Raw genomic sequence first — 11,725 nt, forward strand, 5'->3', positions numbered from 1 at the left:
AGCCCGCTTCTTACTTGTGTGTATGGTGAGGTCAGTCTATCGCTATGTCCGTCCCGGTGCGGAAAAATAGGGTTTCTCTCTGGGCCGGCCTGTTGTTGGTGGGCACGTCTGTGCTTGCTGTCGTCAGCCGACTGAGTGTCTGGCAGAAACTGTTTGGCCCATCACTGTGGCTTGAAATGATCCAAGCTGGAAGTCAGGCCGGTGTAGTGGGGGGCATGGCCGATTGGTTTGCCGTTACGGCCCTGTTTCGGCATCCGCTGGGGTTACCCATTCCGCATACGGCTATCCTACCACAGCGCAAAGCCCAGCTAGGAGAAGCACTTGGGCGTTTCATGGTGGAGCATTTTCTAACCGAAGAAGAAATGCTGCGCCTGCTGGAGCGGGTCGATGTGCCAGCCGTTCTAGCAAATTTCCTGAAGAAGGAAGAGATAGAACGGCGGGTTTTGGAGCATCTGCGAGGGCTGGCCCCGGCAGTGCTGGAGCGTGTCGGCGATGGGCGGGGTGGTTCTTTTCTGGTCACTCTCTTCCCGACCCTGATGAAAAGAGATGATGTAACGGCCCTCGTCATTCGTGGTCTTCGGGCTATGGTAAATGGGGAAATTCATCAGGAGGTTTTTTCCTTTTTCTTGGCACAATTCAAAGAATTGGTCAGCCAGAAGGAAGATGACATGCACCGCTTTGTGGAGAAGCGGGTGCGAGAGCAGGGTGGGCGTTTGATCGGTTGGGCCATTGGTACGTCAGTAGCCACGCAGGTGTTGACAGCATTGAAGGCCGAGCTAAGCCGTGTGGACCCGATGGATTCCGAAATCAGGCACGGTTTTACACGCTGGGTGAGGAGGAAAATCCAGACCCTAGATGAAGACCCGCAGACTGCTCATCAGCTTATGGATGGTATCACTGCCTTTTTCGCACACGATAGCGTGAAGGAGTGGGGCGGGGGCCTATGGCGGCGGCTCTGCCTGATGGTGGAGGAGGATAGCCAGAAGGACGATGGGCTGAGTATGCAGGCGCTGACAACAGCCTATCAGCAGTTGATCGATATGCTTTTGCAGCGGACAGAGTTAGCTACTCAGTTAGATCAGGCACTGCGTCAGGCAGTTAGGCAGGCTCTACCACAGATGCAACATAATGTGGCGGGAATGATCGCCCGTGTTGTTGGGCGCTGGGATGCAGAAAGTCTATCATCCCGGCTGGAGGCTGGTATTGGGAAGGACCTAGCTTATATCCGGGTTAATGGCACTGTGGTTGGTTTTGTGATAGGTGCTGTACTGGAGGGCCTGCTTGCCTATTTTGTGCCGTGAGTGGTATTTTTAACATAAAATTAAAAAACCAGCCTGCTACGACCGTACATAAAGCTTGACCATCAGGAAAATATGGGTCACTTCCTTGAATGGGGACCTATTAGGTCTTAAATATAGAATCATTGATGTTGGCTGTAGGTTTTTCATTGTGCTGAGACTGTCCAAATTGGCTGATTATGCGACTGTTGTTCTTGTGCGTCTTGGCGTGCGTGGTGGCTTAGCCACGGCTGCGTCTCTAGCGCAGGAGACCGGCGTACCCGAGCCCACAGTTGCCAAACTGCTAAAAGGACTGGCCGCAGGTGGGTTGGTTGTCTCTTATCGTGGTGCACGTGGGGGATACCGACTGGCGGAAGAGTTGAAGGACATTTCCGTGGCGCGGGTCATCAGCGTGGTGGATGGGCCCATCTGTGTGACGGCCTGCTGTGATGGTAAGGAATGTGCCCACGGGGAGACCTGTGGGCTGTCCGGGCAGTGGGATATGGTGAATGGGGCGGTCCGGCAGGTGCTCGAGACCATTACTCTGGCCGATATGGCCAACCCAGAGCTGAAATTCGATCCGTCCTCTGCCGCACCGGCGGAAGCGACAATGCATAGGCCTGAGGAACAGGGAGGATGCCATGCCGGCTGTGTCGGAAACCCGTGAAGCCGTCGAGAAACTGGCCAAGTCCAATTATGAATGGGGCTTTGAGACAAATGTGGAGATGGACCTCGCCCCGAAAGGGTTGAACGAGGACATTGTCCGGCTGATTTCCGCCCGCAAGAAAGAGCCGCAATGGATGCTGGAATGGCGGCTGAAGGCTTTCCGTGCGTGGCAGGAAATGAGCGAGCCGAATTGGGCGAAGATCAAGCATCCGCCGATTGATTATCAGGACGCTCATTATTTCGCTCAGCCCAAGAAAAAGGCTGGCCCCAAGAGCCTTGATGAAGTTGATCCCGAACTTCTAAAAACTTACGAGAAGCTCGGCATTCCCCTGCATGAGCAGGAGATGTTGGCCGGTGTGGAAGGGGCAGGGCAGAAGACACCTGTTGCCGTTGATGCGGTATTTGACAGCGTCTCCGTAGCGACGACCTTCCGCAAGACGCTGGCCGAAGCGGGTGTGATTTTCTGCCCGATTTCTGAGGCTATTATCGAACATCCAGAACTGGTGAAGAAATATCTGGGTACGGTCGTACCAGTGGCGGACAATTTCTTCTCGGCTCTGAACTCGGCCGTCTTTACGGATGGTTCCTTTGTGTATGTGCCCAAAGGGGTGCGTTGCCCGATGGAGCTTTCCACTTACTTCCGTATTAACGCCCGTAATACGGGGCAGTTCGAGCGGACGCTGATCATTGCTGAAGATCAGGCCACCGTGTCCTATCTGGAAGGCTGCACAGCTCCCCAGCGTGATGAGAACCAGCTCCATGCTGCCGTTGTCGAGTTGGTGGCGATGGAAGATGCCTTCATCAAATATTCCACGGTGCAGAACTGGTATCCGGGTGATGAGAACGGTAAGGGCGGCATCTATAACTTTGTGACCAAGCGGGGCCTCTGCAAAGGTGACCGTGCCCGCATTTCATGGACACAGGTTGAAACCGGCTCCGCTATTACATGGAAGTATCCGTCCTGCATTCTGGCAGGGAAGGGCTCGGTTGGTGAGTTCTATTCTGTCGCCGTGACGAACGGGCATCAGCAGGCTGACACGGGCACAAAGATGATCCATCTTGCCCCGGATACACGCTCTACCATCGTGGCTAAGACCATTTCCGCTGGGAAGTCCGATAGTACCTATCGGGGGCTTGTCCGTATGCAGCCCAAGGCCCGCAATGGGCGTAACTTCACACAATGTGACAGCCTGCTGATTGGTGACCAGTGCGGGGCCCATACGGTTCCTTATATCGAGAGCCGCAACATGAGCGCACGCATCGAGCATGAGGCGACAACATCCAAAATTTCCGAGGACCAGCTTTTCTATTGCCGGTCCCGTGGTTTTTCAGAAGAGGAAGCCGTTGGCCTGATCGTGAACGGTTTCTGCCGGGAGGTTCTCAAGGAGCTCCCGATGGAATTTGCTGTGGAAGCACAGAAGCTGCTTCAGATCAGTCTGGAAGGGAGCGTGGGTTAAGCTATGAGTGATTTTCTGAAGATTGAAGGGCTGAAGGCCCAGATCGATGCTGACGGAACCCCCAAGGAAATTCTGAAGGGTCTGGATCTGACAATCCCTAAGGGAGAGGTTCACGCCATTATGGGGCCGAATGGCTCCGGTAAGTCCACGCTGTCTTACGTTCTGGCAGGGCGTGAGGATTACGAGGTGACGGGCGGTTCCGCTCATTTCAAGGGGCAAGACCTGCTGGAGCTGGAGCCGGAAGAACGGGCTGCGCTGGGCGTGTTCCTTGCCTTCCAATCCCCTGTGGAACTGCCGGGCGTTAATAATGCCAACTTCCTGCGGACAGCCGTAAATGCTGTGCGTAAGGCTCGTGGTGAGGAAGAACTGGATGCCGTGTCCTTCCTCAAGCTAGCACGGGAGGAAACAAGCCGTCTTTCCATGTCTGGCGAAATGCTTAAGCGTGCCGTGAATGTCGGCTTCTCCGGTGGTGAGAAGAAGCGCAATGAAGTGCTTCAGATGCGTTTGCTCAAGCCTTCACTGGCCATTCTGGATGAGACGGATAGCGGGTTGGATATTGATGCCCTGCGTATTGTGGCTGATGGCGTCAACTCCCTGCGTGGGCCGGATTTCTCTTCTTTGGTGATCACCCACCATCAGCGTCTGCTGGATTATATCGTGCCGGATCGTGTGCATGTTATGGCGCACGGGCGCATCATCCATAGTGGCGGGCCGGAAGTGGCTAGCCTGCTGGAAAAACAGGGCTACAAACAGTTTCTTGAGGCAGCAGCGTGAGTGAGAACAATGCAGCAGCCTGGCAGGCCCTAACGGGTCGTGCCGGGGAGCGTGCAGCCCTGCTGGGGACGGAAGGGCTGCCGACAAGGCGGGTAGAAGCATGGCATTATACGCCACTTCAGTCGCTGAACGGGGTCGCATGGCAGGCCGCTCCAGCCCTTGATGAAGCCGCTGTAAAGCAGCGTGTCGATGCGCTGAATTTGCCGGCTCATGATGGTTTGTTGGTCTTTGCCAATGGGCGGTTCTGCAAGAGCCTTTCCCATCTACCAGCCTGCATGGATGTGCAAGAATATGGCGATGGGGCTGCTGTGCCGGCGTTGCTGGCAGGGCGTTTCTCCGCTGGCTTGAATGCGGCTCTGCGGCAGCCGGGGGCACGGCTGCATGTTCCAGCCAAGACGGATGCTGGCCTGATTGTCATGATCAGCCTGACAGAGGGAGAGGGTGTTTCTACTCATCTGCATCACAGCATCACATTGGAGGAAGATGCACGGCTGAGCTTGCTGGATATTCAGCTTGGCGAAGGCCAGTATCTGACCAACCCTCAGATGGATGTCCATTGTGCAGATAGGGCTCACTTCAGCCATATTACGCATCAGGCAGAAAGCCGTGAGGCGGCTCGACTAGGGATCATCAGTGCCCGCATTGGTGAGCGGAGCAATTACGATAGCTTCACGCTCAATCAAGGGGGGGGGGTGGCCCGTCAGGAAGTGGTTAGCCAGCTTTCTGGGCCGTTCAGTAACACGAACGTCAATGCTATTCAGCTTGTTGATGGCAACCGGCTGAATGATCTGTCTTCCATGATTCACCATGCGTCGCCAGACTGCACATCCCGTCAGACAGTGCGGACAGTTCTGTCCGAAAACGGGCAGGGTGTATTTCAGGGTAAGATTCTGGTGGATCAGATCGCCCAGAAGACTGATGGCTATCAGATGAATCAGGCTCTTCTTCTGTCTGAAAAGGCACAGATGAACAGCAAACCGGAGCTTGAGATTTACGCTGATGACGTCAAGTGCAGCCACGGGGCGACCGTTGGTGCGCTGGATGAAGACCAGCTTTTCTATCTCCGCTCCCGTGGTGTGTTGGAAGAGCAGGCCCGTGATATGCTGGTTCAGGCCTTTCTGCTGGAAACGGTGGAACTGGTGGAGCATGAGAGCCTGCGTGACTATCTGCTGAAGGCGTTGCCCGGCCATGTTTGATAATGTACGTGCTCGCTTCCCCATTCTTTCCGAAACGGCCCATGGTCGTCCGCTTGTCTTTTTGGACAGTGCGGCCTCTGCCCAGAAGCCGGAGTGCGTCATCGACGCCATGAGTGAAGCGGCACGGCATTGTTACGCCAATATTCATCGTGGCTTGTACGACATGAGCGACCGGACCACGCAGGCCTATGAAGCCGTGCGGGACGATGTGGCCCGGTTCCTCAATGCGGCGGATCGGCGGGAGATTGTCTTTACTAAAAACAGTACGGAAGGTTTCAATCTGTTGGCCTATTCGCTGGGCAGTCAGCTGAAACCCGGGCAGGCCGTGCTGATTTCTGCACTGGAGCACCACGCCAATATCGTGCCGTGGCTCATGTTGCGGGACCGTCTTGGCATCGAGCTGCGTGTTGCACCGATCAATGAGGCTGGCGATATCGACCTTGCCGCATATGAAGAGTTGCTGAGTGATGGCTGCGTTGCTCTGGTTTCGGTCACGCATATGTCCAATGTGCTGGGGACCATCACGCCGGTAACGAAGTTGGCAGAGCTTGCCCATCAGTATGGTGCGAAGATCATTGTTGATGGTTCTCAGTCTATCGTTCATCGCAAGGTGGATGTGCAGGCTCTGGGAGCGGATTTCTTCCTCTTCACCGGGCACAAACTCTATGGCCCAACAGGGGTTGGCATCCTGTGGGGAAAGCTGCCTCTGCTGGAAGATATGCCGCCTTTCCTTGGAGGGGGGGACATGATCCGCTCTGTCTCTTTCGAGAAGGCCACATGGGCCGATGCCCCGCATAAGTTCGAGGCCGGTACGCCTGCTATCTTGGAAGTACTGGGTCTAGGGGCTGCCATCCGTTTTGTGGAAAGCTTGGGGGCAGAGGCAATTGAAGCACATGAACGTGACCTGATTGCTTATGCTCAGAAGGTTCTTGAAAAGACGGACGGGGTGCGCATCATGGGTAACCCGGTGGAGCGGGGAGGAGTTTTCTCGCTGCAGGTAGAGGGGGCTCATCCCCATGATCTGGCTGTATTGCTGGACCAACAGGGAATTGCCATCCGGGCGGGACAGCATTGTGCTGAACCGTTGATGCACGAGCTGGGAGTACAGGCCACTGCCCGGGCCAGTTTTGCCATTTATACGACACGTGACGAGATAGACGCTCTGGCCCATGGCATTGAGCGTGCGCGTGCCTTACTTGCGTGAGGATGTCATGACAGAAACAGACGACCTGAAGACCAGAGACGAAGCGGTTTCTCCCGCTGTGGACGAGACCATTCCCGATGGGCCGTCTGTTCCGACAAAGGAGCAGGCTTACGAGGGAGAAGAAGAGCTTGTCCCTCCGCCTGTAGATGCCCCGCCGCAGCAGGATGAGGTCATCGCTGCTATTGAGACGGTTTTTGACCCGGAAATTCCGGTCAATGTCTACGAGTTGGGACTGATCTACGCTATCGACCTGCACGACGATGGGCGTGTGGATATCGAGATGTCCCTCACGGCTCCGAATTGCCCTAGTGCGCAGGAGTTACCCCAGATGGTGCGATATGCTGTGCTGTCTGTCCCAACCGTGCGGGAAGTGACCGTCAAGGTCGTGTGGGATCCACCGTGGGATATGAGCCGGATGAGTGATAATGCCCGTCTAGCTCTGAATATGTTCTGATCGAAGACGCTGGAAACTGAAAATCGGGAGGGTACACCCTATGACAGACATTGCTCCAAAACGCAGTCTGCCACCTCTGATGACCATGACAGACCGTGCCGCTGCCCGCTTGAAAGCCCTGTATGAAGGGGCCGAGCAGGGCAAGTTCCTGCGTATCAGCGTTGGTAAGCGTGGTTGTTCTGGCATGTCTTATGAGATGAATTTCGTGCCGGAAATTCAGAAAGGTGATGAGCGGATCGAAGATCATGGCCTGACCCTACTGGTAGATAGCAAGGCAACACTTTTTCTGATCGGAACAGTGATGGATTATGAGGTGAAGGAGCTGGAATCTGGCTTTACTTTCACCAATCCCAACGAAAAAGGCCGTTGCGGCTGTGGGGAGAGCTTCCACGTCTGATTGTGGGATTGATCCGGAGATGATGAAGCGGAAGGGGGATTATCTCTTCCGCTTTTTTTCGGCCTTGCGGATACGCTTGAGGTCTCTGGAAAGAACCAGCACAGTTTCTACATCTGTAGACCAGAGGAATTGATCAATCACGGTCCATGCCAGAACGGCAAAACCGGCTTCTTTCATGGCGGGAAGTTCTTTCTCCAGAGCCGCAGGGTTACAGCTTACATAGATCATGTCCTGCACCTTGGAGCGCAGCAGTGAGGCGAGCTGTTTACCGCAACCAGCATAAGGTGGGTCCAAAACGACAACACGGGCCTGATTCAGTTCTGGTGGGAGAAGTGGCTGACGGTTGAGGTCTCGTTCAAAACCTTCGGCACGACTCCCATGCGTAGCGGTACGCAGGGCCTCAATAGCAGCTTTCTCGCCCTCATAGGCCAGCACGAATCCATGCTGTGCAAGTGGGAAGGTTAATGTCCCACAACCAGCATAAAGCTCGATGATGCGATCTTTCCGGTTCAGTGGAGGGAGACCGGCTAGAACGGCGTTTCGAATAGCTTGCTCACCTTCTTGGGTGGCCTGTAGAAAACTGGCTGGCGGTGGAGAGACCTTCACACCACCAAAATGATGAAAGACCGGCCCAGACTGAGCCGCTGTTTCCATCACTTTACCGGGAGCTGGGCGCCATGTGATGCGTGGGATGTGGTGTTCCCGTGCAAAAGCGGCCAGTTTTTCCCTGTCAGAGCCGCTTAAAGGCGCTGATGTTTCCAGAGTTAGGTCAGGTCCGCTTTCCAGCAGATTGATGGCAAGGTTGCCACGGCTTGTCAGCGCACCGAGAGAGGATAGACATTGGCGGAGGGCCGGGAGGAGGGCTAGCAACTCCGGGTGGATAAGGGGACATTCGGTCATGTCCACCGGGTCACCACCCCGCTGATGCAACCCTAGAACCATCCCACCCGGGACACGCTGCAAAGCCACATCCAACCGCTGGCGGCTATGGGGTGGTGTCTGATACAGGGAGGGGTCTGGCAGATCAGTAAAGCCGCTCTTTATGAGAGTGCGCTCGACTTGATCTTTCTTCCAGTCCAATAGGGTAGCTGGATCCATATGTTGGAGGGCACAGCCCCCGCAGCGATCAGCGAGAGAGCAGGGGGGTGTTACTCGTTCAGCAGCGGAACTTTCCCGCTCCAGAAGCTCTACCTGGCCATTATGAAAGCGCAGATGTAACCGCTCACCCGGCAATGTGCCGGGAATGTACCAGACCTGCCCATTGTGGCGCACCATCCCATCCCCCGAGCGACCAAGCTGCTCGACAGTGGCATGAGCCTGCGTGGAACCTTCCATCATGATTCGGACGGATCACGAGGTTCCGGCAGGAAACTGACCTTCATGAAGGCTGGCACATTCTCGCCAAAGCCATCTTGAATACCGTTCTTTTCCGGTACAGGCGGCAGAAGCTCGGCCCGGCCAGAGCGCTGCTTATGGTCATGCTTACGGGCCTCGGGCAGAGGGTCACGTTCTGGCTGCTTCTTGCGGGCGGGACGTTTCTCTGCCTTAGCGTCAGCGGTTTTCTTATTCCCGTTATCCTGTGGCCGATCTTTGGTTTCCGTTTGGGCGGTAGTCGAAGGAGTGTCTTCCTCTCCCCGCCATTCAAGATGCCGGAACCCTTTGATCGTCAGCGGGTTAATTGTTTTGCCTGTTAGGGTCTCGACTGCCTCAAGCAGTTTCTGCTCATCCGGTGTGGCGAGACTGTAAGCTTTGCCTTCCTTACCGGCACGGCCTGTGCGACCGATGCGGTGGACATAATCTTCCGCATTAAAGGGAAGATCATAGTTGAAGACATGAGAAAGCCCGCCAATGTCGATGCCACGGGCCGCTACATCGGAGCAGACGAGAATCTGGATATCACCGGTGCGGAACCGTTCCAGCGTTTCAAAGCGCAGGTCCTGCGTCAGATCGCCATGCAGATGTCCGACTGAGAATTTCTGCCGTGTCAGATAGCGTTCCAGCATATCCACGTCACGCTTGCGATTACAGAAAATGATGGCGTTCCGTACGCCATCTTGCCGCAGGAGAGCGCAAAGAGCCTTGTTTTTGTCTTTCTTTTCTACAACCAGCAGACCTTCCGTGATGGTGCTGGTAACAGAAGACTGGCGGGCAACGGTGATTTCCTTTGGGCTGTTCAGGAAGTTATCACCCAGACGGCGAATTTCCGGTGCCATTGTAGCGGAGAAGAAAAGCGTTTGACGGCGTCTGGGCAACAGAGCCACGATGCGCTCAATATCGGGGATGAAGCCCATATCCAGCATACGGTCTGCTTCATCAATCACGAGCAGATCGGTCTGTGTCATCAACAGTCCGCCCCGTTCGAACATATCAAGCAGGCGGCCCGGCGTAGCGATGAGGACATCAACACCACGGTTTAGCAATTCCCGCTGTTCATTCATCTTGCCACCGCCGATTAGCAGGGCGTGGGTTAGACGGAGGTGAGCACCATACTGCTTGAAATTTTCCGCTACCTGAAGGGCAAGCTCACGGGTTGGTTCAAGAATAAGTGACCGGGGCATCCGGGCACGAGCACGAGACTTCGAAAGCTTTTCGAGCATAGGCAGAGTGAAGGAGGCTGTTTTACCAGTTCCCGTCTGCGCTACGCCCAGCACGTCATGCCCTGCCAGAATTTCTGGAACAGCCTGTGCCTGAATGGGCGTAGGGTGCGTGTAGCCCATTTCTGTAACAGCTTTGAGGATTGGCTCTGACAGACCAAGATCACTGAAACGGATACGTTCTTCCGTCTCACTGCTCTCGGGCTCGTCAGTGGCTGTTTCCTGCACGGGGCTTTCTACCGTTTCCGGTTCGGCCTTCTTTACGGTTTTACGGCGACGCCGTACTGGCTTAGCTGGAGCGGTTTTCTCTTCCTCAGCCTCAGCGGATGAGGGGGGCACTACTGTAGCTTCGGCCGGCTCTTCCGTTGTTTTTTTGCGGCGAGTCGCCGCACGACGTCGAGCAGGCTTTGGTGCCTCCACTGGGGATTCGAGGCTTTCTGCTTCATCGGCCTTGGGTGCAGCCTCTTCCGTCGCAACTTTTTTACGGCGTGTCCGTGTTGTCGCTGGTTTTGCCTTTGTTGCACTGTCCTCTGTGGCTTCCGTTTTGGCTGTCTGGGCCGTACGGGTGGACGTTGTGCGCTTGCGTTTGGGGGCGGTCTTTTTAGGCTCGGCAGCCGGCGTGGTGTCGTCCTTTACCGTCTCTTTTTCGGGTTCCGTGACGGTCTTTTTACGGCGTGTTCGTTTGACTGGTTTTTCTGCCGGGGTAGAGGCGTCCGTCTCCTCACGGGAGGTCGTTTCTTCTGGTGTAGATTTTACGGTACGACGCCGTGTCGTGCGTTTGGGCTTTTCAGCAGTATCTGCGGCTTCGACATTGTCTGTCGTTTCGTCCGTTTTTACCTCTGCTGGAGTCGTAGTTTTTTTTCTGGTGCTAGCCGCAGTACTGCGGCGGCGTGTTGTTGTCTTGTGGGTGGCAGTGGCGGCGTCATCTTGCACAGTATCGTCCGCTGGCTGCTCCGTCCCGGTTTTTGTCCCGGTGCGGGGTGTCTTCGTGCGGGTGGAGGACGTTTTCCGCACGCGGCTGGTGCTGCTGCGGGTCTTGGACGGACCAGAGGATGGTTTACTGCTCAAATGACTCTCGGAATATCTCGGTTACAGATCAGGCTGCCCGGTACCCTGTTGGGCAGACGGAAGCTGAACGGGGAGGAGGGGCTCCAACCTCCCCGGTTCGTTAATATCCGTTATCGTTAAATGCCATTTTTGGCAAGGTATATAGGCTGTCAGTTCATGGTGTAAGGAGGCGGGAAATCAGGCTCCGCCACCAAGTGCCCCAGCGATGATGGCAATGATGCCAACCAGAGCCATGAGTGCTGCCCGCCGGTGTAGGGAGGTGAAGAGCTGTGGCTGCGGACGGATGGCACGGCGTGCAGCCCGCAGCGGGCCGAACAGCATGCTCAGGAAAATAACGATCATGACCACTCCACAAAGCGCCATGAGGTGGAACGGCCACGGCAGATAGGCTCCTGCGTGGATGATGAGGGCGATTCCGCTCAGAACAGCCACAGGCACCACGTGGCACAGTGCCCTGAGGAAGCGGCCATAGGTCTGGAGCATAACCGTGCTGGCCTGTTGTGCTTCCAGCAGGCGGACAGTGCGGCGTGACTGGAGGCAGAAAATCGTCCCACCAACCCAGTAGGTGATGCAGAGGAGATGAAGGGCAAGGATGAGCCCCCAGAGAATGGAACTGGTCATAGTCAATCCATGAAGTG

11 protein-coding genes are annotated in these 11,725 nt (G+C 55.6%); 8 read left to right on the plus strand and 3 right to left on the minus strand.

Features of this window, described 5'->3' with window-relative positions; all coding sequences use genetic code 11:
* Positions 1-44 precede the first annotated feature (44 nt).
* From CPA57_RS00635 to CPA57_RS00670, 8 genes are all read left to right on the plus strand, one after another.
* The gene (locus CPA57_RS00635) at positions 45-1,301 is read left to right on the plus strand and encodes a DUF445 domain-containing protein (protein WP_182080606.1); all 1,257 of its coding nucleotides are present in this window, start codon (positions 45-47) and stop codon (positions 1,299-1,301) included.
* Between the two features lie 148 nt (positions 1,302-1,449).
* Complete coding sequence (locus tag CPA57_RS00640) at positions 1,450-1,944, plus strand: SUF system Fe-S cluster assembly regulator (RefSeq protein ID WP_182080608.1); 495 nt, start codon at positions 1,450-1,452, stop codon at positions 1,942-1,944.
* Entirely contained in the window at positions 1,919-3,400 is a 1,482-nt protein-coding gene (gene sufB / locus CPA57_RS00645; RefSeq protein WP_182080610.1) for a Fe-S cluster assembly protein SufB, read from the plus strand. Before CPA57_RS00640 ends, sufB begins: the two co-directional genes overlap by 26 nt.
* Positions 3,401-3,403: 3 nt before the next feature.
* Positions 3,404-4,174, plus strand: coding sequence for a Fe-S cluster assembly ATPase SufC (gene sufC, locus CPA57_RS00650; protein ID WP_182080612.1), 771 nt, complete (start codon positions 3,404-3,406; stop codon positions 4,172-4,174).
* A complete protein-coding gene (gene sufD, locus CPA57_RS00655; protein WP_182080614.1) occupies positions 4,171-5,370 on the plus strand; it encodes a Fe-S cluster assembly protein SufD in 1,200 nt (399 codons plus the stop codon). The genes sufC and sufD overlap by 4 nt, the downstream gene beginning before the upstream one ends.
* Positions 5,363-6,574: an aminotransferase class V-fold PLP-dependent enzyme gene (locus CPA57_RS00660; RefSeq protein ID WP_182080616.1), complete on the plus strand. Its 1,212-nt coding sequence runs from the start codon at positions 5,363-5,365 to the stop codon at positions 6,572-6,574. Before sufD ends, CPA57_RS00660 begins: the two co-directional genes overlap by 8 nt.
* A gap of 7 nt (positions 6,575-6,581) precedes the next feature.
* Positions 6,582-7,028 carry an SUF system Fe-S cluster assembly protein gene (locus CPA57_RS00665; protein ID WP_229709138.1) on the plus strand — a complete coding sequence of 149 codons (447 nt, stop codon included), beginning with the start codon at positions 6,582-6,584 and terminating at the stop codon, positions 7,026-7,028.
* A gap of 40 nt (positions 7,029-7,068) precedes the next feature.
* The gene (locus CPA57_RS00670) at positions 7,069-7,425 is read left to right on the plus strand and encodes a HesB/IscA family protein (protein ID WP_182080619.1); all 357 of its coding nucleotides are present in this window, start codon (positions 7,069-7,071) and stop codon (positions 7,423-7,425) included.
* A 39-nt stretch (positions 7,426-7,464) separates the two neighbouring features.
* Here CPA57_RS00670 and CPA57_RS00675 read toward each other — a convergent pair whose 3' ends face one another.
* From CPA57_RS00675 to CPA57_RS00685, 3 genes are all read right to left on the minus strand, one after another.
* On the minus strand, positions 7,465-8,763 hold the full coding sequence (locus CPA57_RS00675) for a class I SAM-dependent RNA methyltransferase (protein WP_182080621.1): 1,299 nt from the start codon (positions 8,761-8,763) through the stop codon (positions 7,465-7,467).
* Complete coding sequence (locus CPA57_RS00680) at positions 8,760-11,087, minus strand: DEAD/DEAH box helicase (RefSeq protein WP_195805387.1); 2,328 nt, start codon at positions 11,085-11,087, stop codon at positions 8,760-8,762. Before CPA57_RS00680 ends, CPA57_RS00675 begins: the two co-directional genes overlap by 4 nt.
* A 177-nt stretch (positions 11,088-11,264) precedes the next feature.
* Entirely contained in the window at positions 11,265-11,708 is a 444-nt protein-coding gene (locus CPA57_RS00685; RefSeq protein ID WP_182080623.1) for a cytochrome ubiquinol oxidase subunit I, read from the minus strand.
* Positions 11,709-11,725: the final 17 nt, after the last annotated feature.

Source organism: Bombella favorum (assembly GCF_014048475.1).
GTDB lineage: Bacteria > Pseudomonadota > Alphaproteobacteria > Acetobacterales > Acetobacteraceae > Bombella > Bombella favorum.

Coding starts and splice junctions, on each gene's coding strand:
- CPA57_RS00685 (WP_182080623.1), bottom strand. CDS start 11,708: ATGACCAGTTCCATTCTCTGGGGGCTCATCCTTGCCCTTCATCTCCTC.
- sufB (WP_182080610.1), top strand. CDS start 1,919: ATGCCGGCTGTGTCGGAAACCCGTGAAGCCGTCGAGAAACTGGCCAAG.
- CPA57_RS00635 (WP_182080606.1), top strand. CDS start 45: ATGTCCGTCCCGGTGCGGAAAAATAGGGTTTCTCTCTGGGCCGGCCTG.
- CPA57_RS00665 (WP_229709138.1), top strand. CDS start 6,582: ATGACAGAAACAGACGACCTGAAGACCAGAGACGAAGCGGTTTCTCCC.
- CPA57_RS00675 (WP_182080621.1), bottom strand. CDS start 8,763: ATGATGGAAGGTTCCACGCAGGCTCATGCCACTGTCGAGCAGCTTGGT.
- CPA57_RS00670 (WP_182080619.1), top strand. CDS start 7,069: ATGACAGACATTGCTCCAAAACGCAGTCTGCCACCTCTGATGACCATG.
- sufC (WP_182080612.1), top strand. CDS start 3,404: ATGAGTGATTTTCTGAAGATTGAAGGGCTGAAGGCCCAGATCGATGCT.
- CPA57_RS00660 (WP_182080616.1), top strand. CDS start 5,363: ATGTTTGATAATGTACGTGCTCGCTTCCCCATTCTTTCCGAAACGGCC.